Origin of the sequence: Streptomyces caeni, assembly GCF_042678285.1 — a bacterium.
In the GTDB taxonomy this organism is placed as follows: Bacteria; Actinomycetota; Actinomycetes; order Streptomycetales; family Streptomycetaceae; genus Streptomyces; species Streptomyces caeni.
The window spans coordinates 77,514-97,024 of record NZ_JBHUDX010000019.1 but is presented as its reverse complement, the minus strand read 5'-3'; the positions used below and the strand labels follow the sequence as shown (position 1 = coordinate 97,024).

At 70.4% G+C, this 19,511-nt stretch carries 21 protein-coding genes, 2 tRNA genes and 1 pseudogene; 5 read left to right on the top strand and 19 right to left on the bottom strand.

Annotation, left to right across the window (positions count from 1 at the left end; all coding sequences use genetic code 11):
• Together ACFSL4_RS07860 and ACFSL4_RS07855 are read right to left on the bottom strand one after the other, a co-directional pair.
• Positions 1 to 1,914 (bottom strand): PAS domain-containing sensor histidine kinase (locus ACFSL4_RS07860; protein ID WP_381079947.1); only part of this gene is annotated, 1,914 nt, incomplete at its 3' end.
• Positions 1,915 to 2,139: 225 nt separating this feature from the next.
• Entirely contained in the window at positions 2,140 to 2,571 is a 432-nt protein-coding gene (locus tag ACFSL4_RS07855; RefSeq protein WP_381079945.1) for an SSI family serine proteinase inhibitor, read from the bottom strand.
• A 215-nt stretch (positions 2,572 to 2,786) separates the two neighbouring features.
• Between ACFSL4_RS07855 and ACFSL4_RS07850 the strand changes: the two genes are divergently transcribed.
• Positions 2,787 to 2,877: transfer RNA gene (locus ACFSL4_RS07850), tRNA-Ser, on the top strand.
• A 63-nt stretch (positions 2,878 to 2,940) separates the two neighbouring features.
• Here ACFSL4_RS07850 and ACFSL4_RS07845 read toward each other — a convergent pair.
• From ACFSL4_RS07845 to uppS, 3 genes are all read right to left on the bottom strand, one after another.
• Positions 2,941 to 3,240: a tyrosine-type recombinase/integrase gene (locus tag ACFSL4_RS07845; protein WP_381079943.1), complete on the bottom strand. Its 300-nt coding sequence runs from the start codon at positions 3,238 to 3,240 to the stop codon at positions 2,941 to 2,943.
• Positions 3,241 to 3,836: 596 nt separating this feature from the next.
• Positions 3,837 to 5,441, bottom strand: coding sequence for an oxygenase MpaB family protein (locus ACFSL4_RS07840; RefSeq protein WP_381079941.1), 1,605 nt, complete (start codon positions 5,439 to 5,441; stop codon positions 3,837 to 3,839).
• Positions 5,336 to 6,019, bottom strand: coding sequence for a polyprenyl diphosphate synthase (gene uppS, locus ACFSL4_RS07835; RefSeq protein WP_381079961.1), 684 nt, complete (start codon positions 6,017 to 6,019; stop codon positions 5,336 to 5,338). The genes ACFSL4_RS07840 and uppS overlap by 106 nt, the downstream gene beginning before the upstream one ends.
• Before the next feature lie 617 nt (positions 6,020 to 6,636).
• Here uppS and ACFSL4_RS07830 point away from each other — a divergent pair.
• Positions 6,637 to 6,900: a hypothetical protein gene (locus tag ACFSL4_RS07830; protein ID WP_381079939.1), complete on the top strand. Its 264-nt coding sequence runs from the start codon at positions 6,637 to 6,639 to the stop codon at positions 6,898 to 6,900.
• An 82-nt stretch (positions 6,901 to 6,982) separates the two neighbouring features.
• Positions 6,983 to 7,639 (top strand): annotated as a pseudogene (locus tag ACFSL4_RS07825) (IS5 family transposase); the annotation flags it as partial.
• Between the two features lie 17 nt (positions 7,640 to 7,656).
• Here the strand turns inward: ACFSL4_RS07825 and ACFSL4_RS07820 are convergent.
• A complete protein-coding gene (locus tag ACFSL4_RS07820; protein WP_381079937.1) occupies positions 7,657 to 8,217 on the bottom strand; it encodes a nitroreductase family protein in 561 nt (186 codons plus the stop codon).
• 116 nt (positions 8,218 to 8,333) lie between these two features.
• Positions 8,334 to 8,780: a hypothetical protein gene (locus ACFSL4_RS07815; protein WP_381079935.1), complete on the bottom strand. Its 447-nt coding sequence runs from the start codon at positions 8,778 to 8,780 to the stop codon at positions 8,334 to 8,336.
• A 353-nt stretch (positions 8,781 to 9,133) separates the two neighbouring features.
• On the opposite strand from ACFSL4_RS07815, the gene ACFSL4_RS07810 reads away from it, so the two are divergent.
• On the top strand, positions 9,134 to 9,415 hold the full coding sequence (locus ACFSL4_RS07810) for a hypothetical protein (RefSeq protein ID WP_381079933.1): 282 nt from the start codon (positions 9,134 to 9,136) through the stop codon (positions 9,413 to 9,415).
• A gap of 405 nt (positions 9,416 to 9,820) precedes the next feature.
• Positions 9,821 to 9,893: transfer RNA gene (locus tag ACFSL4_RS07805), tRNA-Arg, on the top strand.
• An 81-nt stretch (positions 9,894 to 9,974) separates the two neighbouring features.
• Here ACFSL4_RS07805 and ACFSL4_RS07800 read toward each other — a convergent pair.
• From ACFSL4_RS07800 to ACFSL4_RS07745, 12 genes are all read right to left on the bottom strand, one after another.
• A complete protein-coding gene (locus ACFSL4_RS07800) occupies positions 9,975 to 11,243 on the bottom strand; it encodes a tyrosine-type recombinase/integrase (RefSeq protein WP_381079931.1) in 1,269 nt (422 codons plus the stop codon).
• Positions 11,243 to 11,440, bottom strand: a complete 198-nt coding sequence (locus ACFSL4_RS07795) for a helix-turn-helix domain-containing protein (RefSeq protein ID WP_381079929.1) — start codon at positions 11,438 to 11,440, stop codon at positions 11,243 to 11,245. The genes ACFSL4_RS07800 and ACFSL4_RS07795 overlap by 1 nt, the downstream gene beginning before the upstream one ends.
• A 176-nt stretch (positions 11,441 to 11,616) precedes the next feature.
• Positions 11,617 to 12,777 carry a DUF3631 domain-containing protein gene (locus ACFSL4_RS07790; protein ID WP_381079927.1) on the bottom strand — a complete coding sequence of 387 codons (1,161 nt, stop codon included), beginning with the start codon at positions 12,775 to 12,777 and terminating at the stop codon, positions 11,617 to 11,619.
• Positions 12,774 to 13,205 (bottom strand): hypothetical protein, encoded by a 432-nt coding sequence (locus ACFSL4_RS07785; protein WP_381079925.1) that lies wholly within the window; start codon positions 13,203 to 13,205, stop codon positions 12,774 to 12,776. Before ACFSL4_RS07785 ends, ACFSL4_RS07790 begins: the two co-directional genes overlap by 4 nt.
• Complete coding sequence (locus ACFSL4_RS07780) at positions 13,202 to 14,107, bottom strand: bifunctional DNA primase/polymerase (protein WP_381079923.1); 906 nt, start codon at positions 14,105 to 14,107, stop codon at positions 13,202 to 13,204. Before ACFSL4_RS07780 ends, ACFSL4_RS07785 begins: the two co-directional genes overlap by 4 nt.
• Before the next feature lie 85 nt (positions 14,108 to 14,192).
• Positions 14,193 to 14,657 carry a hypothetical protein gene (locus ACFSL4_RS07775; protein ID WP_381079921.1) on the bottom strand — a complete coding sequence of 155 codons (465 nt, stop codon included), beginning with the start codon at positions 14,655 to 14,657 and terminating at the stop codon, positions 14,193 to 14,195.
• 19 nt (positions 14,658 to 14,676) lie between these two features.
• Positions 14,677 to 15,144 carry a hypothetical protein gene (locus ACFSL4_RS07770; RefSeq protein ID WP_381079919.1) on the bottom strand — a complete coding sequence of 156 codons (468 nt, stop codon included), beginning with the start codon at positions 15,142 to 15,144 and terminating at the stop codon, positions 14,677 to 14,679.
• Positions 15,145 to 15,348: 204 nt separating this feature from the next.
• On the bottom strand, positions 15,349 to 17,463 hold the full coding sequence (locus ACFSL4_RS07765) for an FtsK/SpoIIIE domain-containing protein (RefSeq protein ID WP_381079917.1): 2,115 nt from the start codon (positions 17,461 to 17,463) through the stop codon (positions 15,349 to 15,351).
• A 95-nt stretch (positions 17,464 to 17,558) separates the two neighbouring features.
• Positions 17,559 to 17,879: a hypothetical protein gene (locus tag ACFSL4_RS07760; RefSeq protein WP_381079915.1), complete on the bottom strand. Its 321-nt coding sequence runs from the start codon at positions 17,877 to 17,879 to the stop codon at positions 17,559 to 17,561.
• The gene (locus tag ACFSL4_RS07755; protein ID WP_381079913.1) at positions 17,870 to 18,190 is read right to left on the bottom strand and encodes a hypothetical protein; all 321 of its coding nucleotides are present in this window, start codon (positions 18,188 to 18,190) and stop codon (positions 17,870 to 17,872) included. Before ACFSL4_RS07755 ends, ACFSL4_RS07760 begins: the two co-directional genes overlap by 10 nt.
• 47 nt (positions 18,191 to 18,237) lie before the next feature.
• On the bottom strand, positions 18,238 to 19,098 hold the full coding sequence (locus ACFSL4_RS07750; protein WP_381079911.1) for a protein spdB: 861 nt from the start codon (positions 19,096 to 19,098) through the stop codon (positions 18,238 to 18,240).
• Complete coding sequence (locus ACFSL4_RS07745) at positions 19,095 to 19,364, bottom strand: DUF6284 family protein (RefSeq protein WP_381079909.1); 270 nt, start codon at positions 19,362 to 19,364, stop codon at positions 19,095 to 19,097. Before ACFSL4_RS07745 ends, ACFSL4_RS07750 begins: the two co-directional genes overlap by 4 nt.
• Positions 19,365 to 19,511 lie beyond the last annotated feature (147 nt).

Here is a 19,511-nt window from a genome sequence, read left to right as displayed (position 1 = left end):
CGCGGTCGTCTGCGCCGCGGCGGGCGTCTCGGCCGCGGGCCCCGCCGCACGCCGCCTGCGCCGCCCGGTGGGTGCCGTCGCGGCCGTGTCGGAGGAGGCGGCCGCGGCGGCACCCACCTCGCTCTCCAGGAACGCGTCCACGGACGACCGGCGGGCCCGCCGCCGCCCGCCGCTCTGCTGTGCGGCCGGCTCGGGCGGGACGGCCTCGGCCCCGGACTCCTCCGCGGGAGCAGGGGGCGCCGCCACCGCCCCGGCGCCACCGCCGAGCGGCACCTCCAGCACATACGCGCTGCCGCTCATGCCGGGCACCTCGTGCGTCTGCAGCACACCGCCGTGGGCGCGCACGATGCCGCCGACGATCGGCTGGTGCACCGGGTCTCCCCCGGCGTACGGGCCGCGCACCTCGATCCGTACCACCTCGCCGCGCTGCGCGGCGGCCACGACGACGGTGTTGTCCATGTAACCGCCCGCCGAGACGGGGGCGTTGCCCGTGGCGTCCACGCCCGCCACGTCCGCGACGAGATGCGCGAGCGCCTGCGCGAGCCGCTGCGGGTCGACCTCGGCCTCGATGGGCGGGGCGTGGACCGCGAACTGCACACGCCCGGGCCCGATCAGTTCGACGGCGCCCTCGACACCGACGGCGACGACCGCGTCGAGCATCACGGGTGTCCGGACGAGGTCGTCCTCTCCGGCGTCCAGACGCTGGTAGCCGAGGACGTTGTCCACGAGGGTGGTGATGCGCGAGTAGCCGGCCGCGAGGTGGTGCAGCACCTGGTTGGCCTCGGGCCACAGCTGGCCGGCGTCGTCCGCGGCGAGCTTGGACAGCTCACCGCGCAGCTCGTCCAGGGGGCCGCGCAGCGACCGGCCGAGCAGGATCAGCAGTTGATCGTGCCGGGCGGCGAGCGCCTCGTACCGGTCCTTCTCGCGTTCGCCGAGCGCGGCGTACCGCTCGTCGCCCGCCGCGATCTCCTCCGCGTGCCGCTCCCTCAGCCCGTCGAGCTCGGCGGCGTGCTCCTTGCGCAGCCGTTCCAGCTCCGCCTCGTGCTCCTCGGCGACCCGCTCCAGCTCTTGCTTGTGCCGCTTCTCGGCCGCGTCCTTCTCGGCGACGACCGCCTCGTACGGCCGCCGGTCGGTGAACGTCAGCACCGCGCCGACGAGCTGGTCGCCGTCGCGCACCGGCGCGGTCGTCAGATCGACCGACACCTTGTCCCCGCTCTTGGACCACAGCACCTGTCCGCGCACGCGGTGCTTGCGTCCGGAGCGCAGGGTGTCGTGGAGCGGCGACTCCGTGTAGGGGAAGGGGGAACCGTCCTCGCGGGAGTGCAGCACCAGGGTGTGCAGCTCCTTGCCGCCCAGGTCACTGGCCCGGTATCCGAGTATCTGGGCGGCGGCCGGGTTGACGAGCACGATCCGCCCGTCGGTGTCCGTGCCCACCACACCCTCGGCCGCCGCCCGGAGGATCATCTCGGTCTGCCGCTGCGACCGGGCGAGTTCCGTCTCCGTGTCGACGGTGCCGGACAGGTCGCGGACGACCAGCATGAGCAACTCGTCGCCGGTGTAGCCGTAACCGTCGTAGGCCTGCCGGCCGTCCTCCAGGTTGGCGCTGGTGACCTCGACGGGGAACTCGCTGCCGTCCGTGCGTCGGGCGATCATCCGCGTCGGCTTGGTCCGCCCCCGGGGGTCCATGGAGTCGGGGCGCCGCATGGATCCGGGGATCAGCCGCGAGTCGAACTGCGGCAGCAGATCGAGCAGCCCGCGCCCCACCAGGGCCGTGCCGGGCGTCTCGAAGGTCTCCAGGGCGATGGTGTTGGCGTTGACCACGGTCCCGTTGGCGTTGACCAGGACCAACGCGTCGGGCAGCGCGTCCAGTATGGCAGCGAGGCGAGCAGCGCCTCGGGATGGCCTGCTGCTCACGCGACGCTTCCTCCCTGTTACCGCACCTTGCCCACTGCGGAGGCCATCTTGCCAACCGGCCCGCAGCGTGTCACGCGAGGGAGTCTACGGGCAGCGGCCCAGCTCGCGAGGCCGGATGAGAGGGAGGTCGCACGCGGAAGTGACGCAGAACCCGTGACCGTGCAGGTCGCCCGCGGGACCTGGTAGCCGCCCGCGGGGACGGCCCTGATGCGGCGGCGCGCGAGCCTACGAACGAACGTCCGGCAGCACGGGCACCAGGTCGTCCCAGCGGGCGATCTGACAGCCGTTGCTGCGGTCGTACCGCGCGTCCACCGGGCGCCCCGCCCAGGTGCCGGTCACCCGCGCGGTGGCCGTGCCGCCGTACTGCATCGTGCACAGGCTGCGCGGCGGCACCGGGGCGAAGGGGTCTTGGCCCCAGACGGTTCGCCGGTCGAGCGCGTCGCACGCGGCGACGGGGTCCGGATGGCTGCCGCCCCCCGGGTGGCACCGCAGCACATATGTACCGTCGGCGCGCCCCGCGTGGCTCACGGTGACCACGATCCGGTCACCGAGGGGAACGGACGGACGCCCGTGTGCGTACGCCGGGGCCGCGGCCCCGGCCGTGGAGAGGAGGGCGACGGCACCGAGGAGCACGCCGCAAGAGGTGAACTGGACCATGCCGTGACTAACGGCCCCGGGGCGTGACGGTTGCGGACACGGCGGGGCGGGCCCCCGGAGCGCCCTGCGGAAGAGGCATCCCGCCCCGCGGATTGCGGCCCGATGCTTTGCCCTGCGGGCTTTCTGCCTAGTACCGTAGGCGTCGATTGGTGACACCCCACTCGGCTGTGTCATCATCTGCACGCACCACTCGCGCTCGCGCGGGCGGTTGTGCTGGAGGCGTCGCCTAGTCCGGTCTATGGCGCCGCACTGCTAATGCGGTTTGGGCCTTAAAGCCCATCGAGGGTTCAAATCCCTCCGCCTCCGCCCTCTGACCAGGGAGTTCGGCTGATTTCGGCTGGGCTCCCTGAGTCGCGTTCAGGGCCACTGTCAACGCTCTGACGGCACGGTGGGCACCAACGGCTGAGAGTGGTGCAGCGGGCACTTCTGCGGCCTGTCCGAGGCCCGGTTCGCACGCGGGATGAACGCCGCGATCCGGCGCGTGGCGTCCGCCGCCGTCTCCTCGGCGACGACCGCGTACACGTCCTTCGTGAACGCCACCGAGGCGTGTCCCAGGACCTCGCTCACGAACTCGCCGTCGACCCCGGCCGCCAGGAACATCGTCGCCGCGCCGTGCCGGAGGTCGTGGAAGCGGATGGGCGGCAGCGGCATCAGCAGCGCCACGCGCACCGCGGCCTCCGTGGTCCGGAACTTCCGCGCGATCCGCTCGACCGGTCAGCCCTCGCCGGCCTTCTCGTGATGTCGGCGTGCCGCTCGATCAGGATCCGGTGGCGGCTCGACAGGTACTCGGCCTTGAGCTCCGTCCTGTCCTCGCAGACGTACACGCGCCCCGAGTCCTGGTACGTCCCGCTCCACTGCAACCGCTCTTCGAGCTTCCGCTTCCGCCACGCCTTGTGGACCCGGGCGGTCTCCTCGTCGAGGGAGACCTGTCGCCGACCGGCCTCACGCCGCTGGACGGCGTGACGGCACCGAGAGCGGTGGAGCACCGGGAGCTGTGCCTACGCCTGGCCCGCACCGTCGAGCGCGTCGAGCGCGGAGCCGTGGCCGCAGCGGAGCTGCTGACCACGTGCATGGATAAGGCTCTCCAGGCGCAGCGGGAGAAGGACAACCCGGGTGGCGACGCGCTCGACGCCCTCTTGGGCGGACTGGGTGGGTTCGGTCTCCAGGCCGGCACGCTGGTCCAGCCAGGTCGGCCCAGCCTCAAGCCGTTGTTGTTGTGCTTGGCCGCCGGTGGGCCAGTTACTTGGAGGGCGTTTCTCACGCCGTCACGCATCGGCGAGGAGCGGGTCATACCGGGTGGACCGTTGGCGCCCGGACATGAAGGACAGGAAGTCGTTGACGAATGTGCTGCGGGTGTACCCGCCCTCAGCACCGGTCGTGTCACGGTGGAACGCGGTACGGAACAGGCTGCGGTACTCGTCTGCGTCGATGCGCTGGTCGCCGTCCTTGTCGGTGACGTCGAAGAGGACCTCGGCGACTTCGATCAGAGCGGGCCCGGCCAGTGACGGAACAGCCGTGGCGTATTCCTGGGCGCTCACGCGGCCGTCACCATCGGTGTCGAGGGCTGCCTGCAGTTCGCGCCACCAGTCGGCGAAGGCGTCGTAGAGCCTGGTTTCCCCGGGTTCATCCAAGTCGAGGCGGCTGGACAGCTCGCGGGCCATGGCTGCGCAGTCCGGCCAGTCCAGGTAGCCATCGCCCGTCTGGTCAAGCACCTCGCGGAAAAACTCCGCCGCGCCGCGCTGCGCCTCGCCTCCCGCAGTAGGCCGGTGTGAGACAAGTGGTGTGATGAGCCTGAGCAGCGCTCCGGCGCGCTTCATCTTTTCGCGCAGGGCAACGACCGTCCTTGCCCGAGGGTCGTCGCTGTCGGGTGAGAGGGCCAGCAGGTCCGCGATGACTTCCGCCTGGATCCAGCCATCGGGAAGAAAGCGGGCCAATCCGACGGCGAGGTAGGCGCTCTGCATCAGGGTCTGCGCGCCGGGCATCTCGGGCAGTCCGGCACGTCGGCGGAAGGGCTCCGGGAGGGATGCCACAGTGATCGCCCCGATGACTGGGCCGATCAGTGCGCGGCCGGTCGCCCACAAGGTGGGCAGGCCGTTCAGCAAAGGAGGGGCCGGCAGATGATCGAAGAGCCTGTACAGGATGATGCGCATGGCCTCCGTGTTCTCCAGCTCCTCTGCGACCACGCGGTCGTAATAAGCCCAGAACTCGTGAAGGGCCGGCGGCAGATGGCCGGCTTCGTCTCCCATGGCGGCAAGGAACCCCTGGAATTCGGCATACAGCCGCTCCATTGCCGTTTGTTCGAGAGGCTGTCCGCTCAGCCGGTACATAGTGACTGCACTCTCGAACAGGGTTGCGACCACCCAGGCCCGCGCGTGAGGGTCCATCGCGTTGTACGGCCGATTCTGTGTGTCGGTTCCGCGGAGCCGTGCGTGCAGCCGGTTGAGTCGCGCTGCCTCCCTGCTTCGTACCTGCTCGTCGGAGCCGAACATGCGCTGCATGCTCACGAAGGTGTTTCGCAACCGCCGCCAGGGATGGGCGACGAATGTGGAGTTGCCGATCAGCGCGGCGCCGATCTGTGGGTGTGCCGCCTCTAGCACGGTCGCACGCACCATTGCCAGTGCCCAGCGCGGGTCATTGAAGAATGCCTCGAACTGGGAGCCGGGTCCGAACACGGGTTCAGTCTCCGACTCGATGGCGGACCGCTCGGAACAGCCCTCGCGCTCAGTGGCGTCGGCACCAACACCGTTCTGTTCGTTGGTCACGGTCAGGATCCTCCGTTCTGCTTCGGCAGCACGTCGCCGAAACGGCGCTCTCGTTGTTGGTAGGTGTGCAGGCACTCGAGGAAGTGCGGCGCGCGAAAGTCGGGCCATAGCACTCGTGGGAAGATCCACTCGGCATAGGCGACCTGCCACAGCATGAAGTTCGAAATGCGCTGTTCACCCGAGGTGCGGATCACGAGATCCACATCGGGCGTGTCAGGAAAAGGCAGGTGGGCGGCGAAGCTCTGCTCGGTCACGGCCTCGGCCGGCACACCGGCCCGGATGAGAGACCGTGCGGCCTCGACAATGTCCCTGCGCCCACCGTGATCGAATGCGATGGTCAGCGTCATTCCTCGGTTGTCGCTGGTCAGCGTCATCAGGTCGGTGAAGTCCTGGGCCAGTTCCGCGGGAATGCGCGGATCCGTCATGCCGAGGAAGCGGCAGCGGATCCCGCGTGCGTGCAGCAGCGGGGCATGCTTGCGGACCACGCGGCGGACCAGCTGCATAAGGAAGTCCACCTCAGAGCTCGGGCGGCGCCAGTTCTCGGTGGAGAACGCGTACAGGCTCAGCCATCCGACACCAGCCGCCCTCGCCGCCTCGATGACGTCGATGACCGTTGTCTCCGCCGCCCGGTGGCCTGAGGTACGCGGCAGTGACCGCTGGGCCGCCCACCGGCCGTTACCGTCCATCACACATGCGACATGACCTGGCACTCGGCGCGCCACTGGGCCACCCGGGTGGCGATGCGTCGAGCCGAGTGAATCGGCGGAATCACCAATAGTCGGCCGAACTGCCACACCAGCCCCCTCCGACGTCACCTGCGACGCCGCACCGTCTCTCAGCAGCCACCTCAAGACGGGCCCATGTACGGCCGTCGTGCCGCATGTCCTCTGTCCGTGCCGGTTCTCCCGGGACGCCAGACATCCGACAGCGCAGCTCAACGAGCCGATTCGATACCTCCAGCACAGTGCCAGGCTTCGGTTCGCGGAGGATGGCGAGTGCAGCGGTTCCACCCTTGAAACGCCTGTCTGAGTCGGTTGGACCGCGCGGAACGCCGAGCGATGCTGCGCGCGAAAGGCACTCCTCGCCACGGAGCAGGCTGAACACGTCGGGGTGACGGTCCTCGGTCTGCCCGCTCATGAAGTCGCCTTCGCTCAGCGTGCGGCGGTCGTCCTCCTCGGCCGGGGACCTGGTCGACCAGGCCCGGGACCGAACCAGTGGTCGGCGGAGCAGCAGAAGGCGTGGCCGAAGCCCACGGGGGTGCCGCCCGCGTACGCGACGACGAGGGTGAAGCAGGCGCTGGCCGATGTGCAGCCTGCACTTCTTTCCCCGGCAGCGCGAGGCAGGTCCGGTCCTTGCCGAAGCGCTCGGTCTCGCCGGTACCGGCACACTTCCGGCACGGGGTGAACGGCTGGGCCGCGCACAATGCAATGCAGCCGAGCAGACCGACGAATGGACCGAACAACGCCGCTACACCGGCCCGGACATCCTCGCCGAGTGCATCTCCGGCAAGTCAGCCGAGCCCGGCACTCCCGACCTTGGAGGCCAGCCGCCCGCCCTCAGCCATTGAGCCATGTGAGGGACCGCCTCCGGCGGCCCTCACATCCTCATCCGTACACCACGTCCGTGGACGTGACCTCGGGCTCGGCGTCCTCGATGCCTTGGAGAAGGCCGCTGAGGAAGATGAGACCAGGTCAAAGGGGGCGGCGGTGAGGAACGAAACAGGCAAGACGGCGAAGCCGATCCCGGACGGGAGGAGCGACGACGGGTGAGGCGCCAACGCGAGCTCCGGCTGAAGGCCGCCCTTCTGGGGCGTTCGAGGGCGTTCGAGGGGCGGACAGACCGGCAAGGTCCACCTGGCAGCCGACCGCAGATGCCGGCCGCTGGCGTCCGCCCTGACCGCGGGGTCAGGCTGCCGACAGTCCGCAGTTCATCCCCGTCCTGGCCAAGGTGCGGGTCCGCGGTCCGGTCGGCCGTCCCCGGACCCGGCCCGGCCCGGTCGTCGCGGACAAGGTCTACTCCTCTCGCGGCAACCGCGCCTACCTGCGCAGACGCGGCATCAAGGCCGTCATCCGCAGAAGAAGGACCAGGCCGCCAACCGGAAGAAGAAGGGCTCCCGGGGTGGGTGGCCCGTCAGCCACGACGCCGAGCTCTACAAGGAAAGGAATACCGTCGAGCGTCTGATCAACAAGCTCAAGGCCTGGCGAGGCATCGCCACCCGCTACGACAAGACCCCAGGCAGCTACCTCGCCGGACTCCACCTCCGTGCCTCTATGATCTGGATCAAGGACCTCGTCCGGGCCGCTCAACGATCACGATCCGGCTGCTACTCCGCCGGTGACCAGGGAGCGGAGCGCAAGTGCGCGACGCTGTGCCGGGCGCGGCCCTCCGGCGGTCCGTCGGCCGCCTTGCCCACCGCGACCATGGAAACGATCACCCAGCCAGGGTTCGGGGCCAGCTCCTTGGTGAGCCCTTCCAGGTCGAAGGCCCGGAACTGGTGCGCAGCCAGTCCCATGGCCTGGGCCTGGACAGTCAGGTGGGCGATGGCCTGGCCGAGGTCGTAGTCCGCAAACTCGGAGTAGAGCAACTGCGTGTCATCGACGTGCCGGCGCGTCAGCGTGACGACGAGCAGGCCCGCATCCGTCGCCCAGCGGGCCGAGCTCGGCGCGAGGTGAGGGAGCACCCGGTCGTGCTCCGGCTCACCGGGCCTGCCGGTGAAGAAGCCCCACGGCTGGGAGTTCCCCGCCGACGGTGCCCATCGCGCGGCTTCCAGCAGCAGCCCGAGGGTGTGGTCGTCGACAACCGCCGACGGATCGAACCGGTAGGGGCTGAAGCGCCCGGCAAGCAGTGGGTGTATGCCGCTGGGCGGCTCCTGAGGATGGCGCATGTTCCGCTGCAACCGGCGGCCGTGAGTGCGTATTCCGGCTGGTGAGAGCGCAGGCACCGCCGACGCCAGACGATCTGCCAGAACGAAGATCAACGAGGGGAAAGCCCACACATTGATCACGACCCGATACACGCCCTAGGCCCAGCGGCCGTCCTAAGGGCGGGCGCGGCCCTGCCGGCGTCACGGCGGGTGATGGCAGCCACCACATCGGCGCGCGTGATGCCGCGTCGGTTGCGGCCCTCGCCGTCGCTGTCCGTGCCCCACACATGCCCCGTCTCGACGCCCCACGGTTTGAGCGCGCTGGTGACCTGGGCGCCGCCCCATTCGCCGTAGACATCGGGCCAGCGCTCGCCGAGGCGGGCCGCGATCCGTTCGCACCACACCCGCTCCTCGGCGGCCGGGATGACCCCGAGGTCGTCCATCCCGGTGTGCGCCTCGGGGCCCTCGCCGATGGCGTGGCCGTGGACCTTGCGTACGGGGCGCTTGCCGCGGTCTGCGCGGCGGGCCTGGTCGGCGGCGCGCTCGTACTCCGCGGCGGCCCCGATGACGCCGGTCTCCGGCATCTCCTCCGGGGCGTAGACGTCGGCCGGGTACGGCGCACTGGTCGGCTCCTGCTCCCGGAAGAGGGCGGCCGGGGCGATGACCGAGCGGACCGCGTCGGCGACGGTGCCGAGCAGGCCGCGGACGGTACGGGCGGCGCGAGGGGCCGTGAGAAGGTCCAGCAGAGCGGTTCTCCTGTCGTGTCAGGCGTTTCGTGAGGCCCCGACCGGAAGGTGACAGCTTCGGTCGGGGCCGCTCCGTTTCGGGAGCCACAAACTGTGTATCTACACGGAACTGATAAAACCGTGTAGATACACATGCCGTGTGGGAAGTGGCGGAGTCCGTGTCGCTGCACGGGTGAGGGAGGGGGCGGCAGATGGCCGAGCAGCAGGGGGCCGCTCCGAAGCGGCACACCACCCCGCGCCCGATCCGGGTGCCTGACCGGCTCTGGCGCGCGTACGGGCACGTCTGCGAGCGGCTCGGCACCGACCGCACCAATGACCTCCTGGACCACATGCGCGCCCAGGTGTGCGAGCACGGCACCGAGGAGGACCGGGCGGACCTCCTTGCCGCGGAGCGCGAGCTCGCCGAACGCCGCTCGCGCAAGGGAGGCCGGCCCCGCCGTACGCCCACGTCGGAGGGGTCCCGGAAAGCGTGAGCTGATGGCGCGCGGATGGCGTCAAGAGTGCGGGACGCGTTCGGACGCCGTCCGTCCGGATCGGTCAACTACCCACGCTGGGCTGGGCATACGGGTCGCTGTCGGGCGAAGCGGGTCACGCTCGGACGAACTCCGGCGCACTGCTGATGCGGTTTGGGTCTTAAGGTTCATCGAGGGTTCAAATCCTTCCACCTCCGCGCATGATCACCGAAGCCCCGGTCCGTATGGCCGGGGCTTCGACGTTCCCGCCCCATGCGCTGGCCCTCACCCGTCCGGCATGGCGTTTTCGCAGGTCACAAGGGGTGCGGCAAACGGATTTCACATGGCGGCGACTGTCATGTAATGTTCTTCCTGTCGCCGCGAGCGGGCCGGAAGAGCCCAGGAGCGGGGAGGAAAACAGAACAAGCACTCGTAGCTTAACGGATAGAGCATCTGACTACGGATCAGAAGGTTGCAGGTTCGAATCCTGCCGAGTGCGCGCAGGTCAGAAGCCCTGCCGGATCTTCCGGCAGGGCTTCTGACATCAGCGAGTGACATCAACGCCCCCGCGTAGTGCCGTTCAGGCCGCGCTGTCGTCCTCCGTCTCGCCCTCGTCGTCGAGCCCCAACGCGTCATCCATCCGGTCGGCGGCGGCGCGCAGGGTCGTCCCCATCACGTGCGCGTACGTGTCCAGCGTCATCGTGATGGTGCTGTGCCCGAGCGTCTCCATGATGGTGCGGGCGTCGACGCCTTGGGCCAGCAGCAGCGACGCGCAGGTATGACGCAGGTCGTGAACCCGCACCCGCCGCACCCTGGCGTCCCGGCACAGGATGGTCAGCATCCTGTTCAGCCCGCGCGGGTCGATCACTCTGCCCGTGGACGTCGTGAAGATGAGCCCTGCCGGCTGTCCCTCGATCGGCTTCCACTTCGGCCCTGCGACCTTGCGTTCCCGTTCCTGCGCCTCGCGGTGCTCCGTGAGTGCCTGCACGCACCGTCGGGGCAGGGAGACGGTACGGATGGACCGCATCGTCTTCGGCGTGCCGAAGATCAGTTCCCGCCGAATGCGCTGGACGTTGCGGCGGACGCGGAGGGTCCCGGCGTTCAAGTCGACGTCCGACCACGTCAACGCCAGTGCCTCACCGCGGCGCAGGCCGGTGGAGACCAGCAGCAGCCACAGGGCGTAGAGGCGGTGGGACCGGGCCGTCTTGAGCAGCGCTTTCGCTTCTCCGGCGTCCAACGGGCGAACCTCCTTGTGGTCCACGGTGGGGGTTTCGACGATCCGGGCGACGTTCCGCGCGATCAGTTCCTCACGGATGGCCTGTTGCAGCGCGGACCGCAGGACGGCGTGCACGTACTGGACGGTGCGCGCGGACGGACGCCGCTCGCAGCAGCGACCGACCGCACAACACGTGCGCTTGTCCTCCGGGCGTTCCTTGTCCGCTCCACGCAGACAGCACAGGCACGCCGACTTGAACTCGGAGAGGAAGCGACGCACGTCTGCCGGTGACAGCCGGTTGAGCCGCTTCTTGCCCAGCGCGGGCCGGATGTACAGCCGGGCCAACCCCTCGTAGCTGTTCAGCGTCGCGGGCTTGAGCCGTTCCGGGGCGATCGTGGCGAGCCAGTACGTGAGGTAGTCACCGAACGCCATGGTGGACGATGCCGCCGGGATGCCCTGCCGGGTCTTCTCCTGCATCTCCGTGAGCTTGTCGGCGACTTCCTCACGGGTCTTGCCGTAGACGAATCTCCGGGTGCGGGTGCCGTCGGGGCGGTAGACGTACGCGGCGGCGTGGTACCGACCGTCCTTCCGCTTGGTGATCGTTCCTTCGCCGTTGGCGCGTCGCTTGGCCATCAGGCGGCTTCCTCCATCCGGTTGTGCATGTACTGGCGAACGGCGTCGACCGGGATGCGGCGGCACCGGCCAGACGTGAAGCTGTGCAGTTGCTTGGAGCGGATCAGGTCGTAGACCTTGCTGCGGCTGAGTCGCAGGGCGCTCATGACCTCCGGGACGGTGAGCGCTTCCGGCTCGACAGGGACGACGGTGAGCACGCCGAAACCTCCGTGATGGGTCGGGGCACCTGGGCCCCCTTCTGGGAAGTCCGCTACATCCGCTACAGCGCTACATCGCAGGTCAGCGGGGGTGTTTTTGTAGCGGAGGGGTGGCGTGTAGCGGCTACGCATGCGCAACGGGGTGGCGGGCGTAGCCGCTACAGGCTTCGGTGCCGCTACAGATTCAGGGGCTCTGAGCTGGGCTGTAGCGGTGTAGCGGATGTAGCGGAGTCCCGGGGAGGGGGCGGGCAGTAGCGCGACCATGCGTCCGCCAGATCCTCGGCGTGGAAGCCTTTGAGGACTCCCCCGGCGGTGCGGATGTTGCGGGACCGGATGGGGGCGTTGTCGGCGGTCATGTACTCGCCGAGCATCCGAGCAAGGCGCCGGTTGTCGAGCGGCTTGCCGTCGAGGTCGGCCCATGGGGCGTCGTCGAGGGCGTTGAGCCGGTCGAGGATGGCGATGGTGGGCAGCTTGTCCACACCGATCAGGACGTGGTCGCGCAGGTCAGTCAGCAGTCGGATGCCGAGGCTGTGCTTGTCGGTAGTCTGCGCTGCTCTGACGAGCGTCACGCAGGCCGCGCGGGCTCGCTCGGGCCAGTGGCCGCCGACGGCGTCGGCGATGGCGAGCAGGGGTTCCCACACGTCGGCCGGGCGGTCGGTGACGCCGTCGGGCATGTCCGGCCATGCGCCCATGACGAATCCGCGGGCGTGTTCGGCCCACTGTGCGAGGCGGTCGCGGAGCTTGTGCCCCTCGGCCTCGTGGAGGCGGGCTCGGAAGGCTTCCACGCGTTCGTTGCGTGCCCGGCGGCGCATGCGGATGACGACCGAGCGGGTCATGATCGTGTCGGGGAGGGAGCCGAGTCCAGCGACCGCGACCGCGCAGTACGACGGGAAGGCTTGCACGGTCTGGTTGCCGCCGTCGCCGATACATCGGTAGGTGACCCCGGTGCGGCGGTGGCCTGCGTTCAGGAACCCGCGCAGTTCCTCGTTGTCCCCCGCCTTGGGTCCGAAGATCGTGTCGATCTCGTCGAACAGGATCGTGGGCCGGCCGCTGGGGTTGGACACGGACCGGAACAGGGCGGCGGCGGACGCGTTGACGGCCGTCATGGGCTGGGGAACCAGCGTCTCTACGATCTCCAGCGCCCGCGACTTGCCTGATCCCGGTTCCGGGGACAGGAACGCCAGCCGCGGGGTGGAGTCGAAGCACTCCAGCAGGTGCGCGTGCGCGTCCCACAGCGCGACGGCGACGTAGGCGGCCTCGTGGGGGAAGACGTTGAAGCGGCGGTGGAAGGCTTCCACCTCATCCAGCAGCGCGGCCCCGTCGACGGTGGGGGTCATGCGGCGGCCCTCCCTTCGGTGGGTTCGGCAGGCTTTCCGGTGCAGAAGTGCTTGTGGGCGGCGTACTCGGCGGCCAGGGCGGCCACGGCTTCGGGGCCGGTGGCGGTGCCGGTCTGCCCGCAGGTGCAGGCGTAGGCGGCGGTGGGGGTGTCGCCGTAGCGCTTGGACCAGCGGGCGCCGTCGTAGTGGTGGCGGTAGACCGGTGGGGCGTAGATGCGGATACCGGGCCGATCCGGTGTCGGGTCGTCCGTGCCGTGGCGCGCGTCGTCTGCCCGGAACCGGTTCGAGCGAAGGGCAGTTTGGACGCCCTTGCGGGCGGCGCCTTTCGGCTCGCCCACAGCCGGACGCGGTGCGGCCGGTTCGGCGGCGCTCGGCCTGGTGGGGGTGGTGGTGATGCTCTTCAGTGGGGGATGGGGGCGGGGGTTCATGCCGCATCCCGCCTGCGCTGGTTGTGGGTGATGGACCAGTGCAGGGCGCTGCGCAGGGTGGAGCGGCACTCGGCCGCGGACAGTCCGGCCGCCTCCCCCGCCTCCTGAAGAGCCTGCTCGACCACGTGCCGGGGGAGGTCGCCCCACGCGACGAACCGTCCCAGGGCGCGCGCCGCCCGGAACAACGTCGCTTCCCGCGCGCCGAGTTGGGCCGAAGCGACGTTCCGGGTCTCGTTGTTGAGTGCTACGTCCGCGTATCGGCGTGATTGCCCCGCTACAGCCATTGAGGGCGCCTGTGCGGGCTTGGGGGCGGGTTTCAGGATGCTTTGCAGCCACGCGGGCAGGTGGGCGGTCACAGGGCCGCACAGGGCCTCGTACGGTCCGGTGGGGGTCGTGCTGCCGGCGGCGACGACGTAGCCGCCCCACGCGCGGGTGTCGACCAACGGGGCGATGGTTCCTGCCGTGTTGGTCAGCCGGATGCCGGGCGGGGCGGTGAAGTACAGGTGCGTCCCGCCGCTCGCGGTCCGGGTGCGGTAGGTGGTGGGGACGGCGTGGCCGGCGCGCTCGCAGAGCGCTCGAAAGGTTGTCGCGCCGCCAGGCGCGTCCGAACTGCCCTTGTCCTTGGGCTCGTCGAGGTCGACGACGACCAGCCCGGACGGGCCGGTCGCGATGCCGACGTTGTAGGGGGCGTGCGACCAGGTGGCGCGGATGCGGTCCGGGTCGGTGGTCGCGCGTTGCTCCCACTTCAGGTGCCCCTCGGCGCACGGGCCGGTGCGTGGGCAGGCGGCCTCTCCGTGGAGGGCGGGGCGCTTGGTGCCGGGGCGCAGGGGGAAGACGTGCCAGCCGTGTTCGGCGGCGTCCAGTGCCGCGCGCAGCAGCGCGGTATGGGGGTCATGGGTCATGCTGGAGGTCTCCAGTTCCTTGGATGGATGCTGGCTGGCAAGGGCGGCCCCGGTCTTTGGCGAGAGGGGGCCGCCCTTGGCGTAGCTAGTTGTTCTTGGCCCAGTAGACGTACTGTCGGCGGACGTAGGCGCGCGGGTCGCAGATCACGCCCGTCTGGTCCATGTCGAGCAGCATCAGGGCCGCCGCTTCGGCGGTTTCGGTGGCGGCGGCGCCCATGGCGCCGGGTTCGTCGAGCAGGGCGATGCGGTCGAGCAGTGCGGCCTTGCGCAGGTAGAACTCCCGGTCCAACTCGCTGTAGCACTCGGCGTCGGCGAGGAAGCGGGCCGTCCATCCGATCTCGCTGTTGATGCTCGGGGCGTCGGCGTATGCCTGCTGGGGGGTGGGCCAGTCCTCGGGGGTGGGGCGGTGGTCGGCGGTGAGGTAGAGGCGGGTGCGCTCACCGTCGCGGGTCGGGTACCGGCGCACGTCGCCGCCGGTGAACGCGGCGGTCAGCGCGGTGGTGACGCGTTCGGTGTCGGCGGGGTCGCAGATGACGCGGATCTCGAACACGGTTCTCCTTCGGGGGCGTTCAGCCGTGGAAGTGGTTGCGCTTGAAGATGGCCTTGCGGATGTTGACCGTGGTCCCGCCCTCGCGCTGTCCGTGCGCGCTGAAGACCTGCACGGCGATCCATCCGCCGAAGACGACCGCGGCGAGGATGATGAGCTGGGTGACCAGCGCGGTCAGCGCGGCGATGAACGTGGTCAGCAGCAGCAGTCCGCCGCACACGGCGAGAAACCCGACGCCCCCGAGCGCGACGTTGACCGCCGCGCGGGAGACGGCCGGCTTCACGGCCACCGGTTCGGGTCGGGTGGGCTCGATGGCGTAGCCGGTGACGACACGGCCGTCCGGGAGGACGACGGACGCGACCGCCGGAACGCCGTGCGGCTGGAGGGGAACGAGCGGCGCCGGGTACGGCGCGGTGGGGGTGATGGGGGTGGGCTGGTGGACTTCCGGGGCCCGTACGGCGGGCGCCCGGTCGGTGTGTTCGGGGTACATGCGGAATCCCTTCCGATGACGGTTCAGGGAGGTAGAGGCACCCCCTTCGGGGTGCGCTCTGGAGGGGGTTTCGGGGGTGCTGACCTGCGTGCCTCCCTGCCTCCCTGAACGATCATTCGTGCAGGTCAGGGCCAGGGAGGCGGGCCAGGGAGGCGTTCAGGGAGTTCTCCCTGCCTCCCTGACCCGTCGGCGGTGTGTTCCCTGTCATCCGTCGGCGGAAGCGGAACCCTCGCTGTCGCGGTTGGCGAGGGCGCGGGCCACGCGGTCGCGGGCGACGACCATCACGCCGTCGGACTTGTACGGCTCCGCGCCGGCGTCGTCCAGGACTCGCTTGAGGTCGATGAACGACCAGCCGCCGTAGGCGTCCGCGTTCCGTGTGGCGAGCCGCGCCAGCACGTCCTTGGTCCGCACGCGGGGCGCGTCGCCGATGACGGCGGCGATGTCGGCGAGCGGGTCGTGTTCCTGCCCGCGCTCGATGGCGTGCAGGGTGGTGACGCCGTCGCGCAGGGCCTTGGCCCGGTCGGTGATGGCCTCGGCTGCGTCGTCGTCGATGTAGTGCGTGCGCACCGTGATGGACGACTGTCCGGCCGGAATGGTGATGCCGTCGGAGGCGACGACCAGGGTTCCCCGGTCCAAACCGGGTCGCAGCAGGTTCGGCGCGGCGCCGCCGTCGACGGCCTTGTCCCCCAGGGCCATGCGGGCCTGGGACTCGGTGCCCAGTGCGAGAGAGGCGCGGGTGTGGGCGCCCTCGCGGACCAGCTTGGGAAGGTTCTCGTTGGTCGGGTCCTGGGTGCCCTGCCACATCAGCACGTTCACGGCCCGCCCCTGGTTGTGAATCTTCCGGACGGCCATGAAGTACCGGGAGTTGGCCTTCGACCCGCCATACGGGCGCTTGTCCTCGTCCTTGGCCGGGCACATGAACGCCACCTGTGCTTCGTCGACCAGCACGATCAGCGGCGGGAACACGGTGCCGGGCGGCGCCTGGATACGGCGGTTCATCTCGTCGACTGCGCTTTCGACCATCTCGGTCACCTGGATCACGTGCTCGTCCGTCGGCCCTTGGATCAGGGTCGTGGCGAGTCCGTCGAACATGGCCCAGTCGCCTATGCCCTTGAGGTCGCCCATGAGGAACTGCACCGACTTGTCCAGCGACAGCCACAGGGCCAGGGAGCGCAGGGCCACGGTCTTGCCCTGGTTCGACAGGCCCGTGATGAGCAGGTGGCGCTGATACAGGCTCAGGCTCGCGGCGTCTCCGCGCAGGTCCTGCCCCCAGGGCGCTTTGCCCTTGGCGTAGTCGGCGGTCATCGTGTCGTCGGTGACCAGCGGTGACGGGCCGATCGGCTCGTCCAGCGCACCCGAGTCGGCGATCCACAGTCGCACCGTGCGGGCGGCCTGGGGGATGGTGATGAACACCTCGTGTTCGTGCCGGGTCAGGTTCTCGGCAAGCTTGCGGCGCTTGTTCTGCACCTCGTTGGTGGACACCCCGGAGGGCAGGGTGACGTCGACCTCGACGCCGCATCCGGCGATGGTGATCGGTCCGAGCATGGACGCGCCGGCGTCGCCCATTTCCTTGATGGCGCGGGCCAGGGCGGGCACTCCGAGGTCGCGCAGGGCCTTGACCACGATGGACGGGGTGATCGGCTCTCCCTCACCCGACCGTACGTTGGCGGGCAGTGCCCAGTTGGGTGCGGCGTGCTGCTTGCGGCCGACGGACCACAGGGCGAGCAGGGCCAGGAACGGGCCGATCGTGAGCGCCGGACCCCAGACGACCTGAACGATTCGGATCAGCAGGGCGATGAAGTCGATCGTCGCCGACAGGGGCGTGATGACGTCCCCGGCATGGCCCGTGTTGAGGGCCATGACGACTCCGAGGGCGACCAGGACACCGATGCTCATGCCGGTGCCGACGGCCACGCCCTTGGCGGCCTCCACCGGGGAGTGCAGCAGGTCCATGCGGCGGTGGTGGCGGGCGGCGCGGAAGCGCTGCAACCGCTCCTCCCACTCTTCGGCCGCTTCCAGGTTCCCCGCGGCTTCCGCCGCACGGATCATCCGCTCGTAGCGGGACCCGGTACGGCCGTCCCAGGTACGCCGGGCCACGATCCGCCCACCGTTGAAGGTGTAGAGGCTGTGCCGGGCGGCGGCACGCGCGGCGGTGCGGGTGCGCTCGTGCGTGAGGGCCGTCTTCACCGTGCGCCCGGAGCGCACCCACAGCGGAACCGGGGCGGGCGGTGCGGGGTCGGGGACCACGGTCAGGGTGGTCACGGCGGACGGTTCGGCGGGGGTGGTGTCTTTGTGCAGGTGGACGACGGTGTCACCCATGACGGGAACACTCCTGACTGCCCCGGGGCGGGGCGGGAAGTCGGCGGGGGCCCCGCCCGGCAACCAGGACGGGCGGGGCGGGGGTGGGTGGTGGTTCAGGCGCCGTGGCGGGCGCGGTTCTCCGCACGGCTGAGCTGGGACGGGTCGACGCGGGGGCCGTCGAACCAGCAGAACGGGCGGATTCCGTCGGCGGCCTTGAACACCCGGATCGCGGTGCCGGGCGCGGCATGCGGGAGGGCGTAGACGCGTCCGCCGTCGAGGGAGGCGAGCAGGCGGGCGCCGTGGTGCTCGCAGCCGTCCGCGCCTCCGTTGAAGCGGTCCAGCACGGTCACCACGACCGGACCGACGCACGGCGTCGGGTCGTCCGGGTGGGCGGCCGGGCAACGGCCGCCTGCGGGCTGCGTGTTCACCACCACCGCGACGTGCCCTTCTTGGCGGCCTTGGCGGCGGCGTACTCGCGCACGATGCGCTGACGCTCGATGTGCAGGGCGGTGATCTCGGCCGTCAGCCGGGTGATGGCCTGCTCCGAGACGGACTCCAGCCGGTTCTCCTGCCGGGTGGCGCTCTTGCCGCGCAGGACCCGGTACGAACCCCCGGCGAGCGCCCCGATAACGGCGCGCCGCTCGGCACTGTTCAGGGGCCACATCTCGCCCCGGCGGACCGCTTCCAGCTTGCGGTTCGTCCTGCTGATCTCGCGGTCGATGCTGCGGGTGTCGGGCTTGCCCATGACGTGAGGACTCCTCAGACAGAGTGGTGCGAAGCAGGGGGAAGGCGTCAGGCCACGACGCGCTTCCACGCGGCGCGCAGGCGCATCTCGGATGCGGAGTGGCCGGCCGCGCGGAAGCGGATGGCCATCTCGCGGTAGGACAGAGCGGGCGTCTGGCTGTGACGGATCTCGTCGACCAACTCGTCAAGCGCCGCGTCCGGCAGGGCGTTGCCGTCCCCCGGCGGGAGCGCGGCAACCGGCTCCACAGGGCCCCACACGGGCAGCTCCCACGTGGGCGTGACGTCGGGTGTGACGCGGGCCGTCACGCTGGTCAGCGCCCTGCCGGTGTCCTCACCCCGTCGCGCCGCCTCCAGCGTCGACCACGCGTCGGCCAGGGTGGCGGCGGTCTCGGCCTGGACGCGTGCGACGCGCGCGCCCGCCTGCGTCACGGCCGTCAGCCGGGTCTCCTCGGTGGCCGCTTCGGCCCGCAGCCGGGCACGGGCCACGGCCGCTTCGTCGCGGGCTTCCTGCTGGATACCCGCGATGGCGTCCAGCGCGACCGGGGTGAGCGCGGTGCGCTCCCACAGCCCGTGCACCAGCCACAACGCTTTGGCCGCGACCGGGAGCCACGCCACGGCCAGCCACGCGCCGGGGGAGTCCTCCCCGAGGGCGTGCGCGACCAGAACGCCGGTCGCTACGGCGCCGAAGCACCAGCCGACGGCGGTGACGGCGCGGCTGTGGTCACCCTGCGCGGCAAGGCGGCGTTCGTAGGCGAGGGTGGCCAGCCATCCGCCGTCGATGCCGAGACCCACGACCAGCGCGACGGGCCACGGCATCGCGGTGCCCAGCCACATCACCACCACGGCCAGGGTCAGGACCATGGACACCGCCGTCATCGCAACGGCGGGCAGAACGGTCTTGGCCTTCACGCCGCACCACCCGGCATGCTCGCGCCCGCCGCGCGGTTGACCAGGTCCCGCCGCGCGGTCAGCACCCGGTTACGGGCCCGGCGGATCCGCCGCGCGTCCAGTTCGGTCGGCGTGCGGTCAAGGGTCATGATCTGCGCGTCGAGCAGGTCGACCTCCGCCAGGATCGCGGGCATCTCCTGCTCGATCGCGTCCAGCTCCGCAGCCGTCGGCTCGCGGTCGAAACCGTCGACGGTAACAACCATCTGAAGTGCACCGATGTGCTCCATGGGTCGTGTTCTCCCTTGCAGGTGGCAACGGCCCGAACCGCGCCCCGGTGTTCCCGCACCGGGGCGCTTGCCGTTGGGGTCGGACGATCCGGCTCCCCTCGGCGCTGCCCGTACGAGACGAGCAGCGGAGGCAACCGGCCGCGGCGG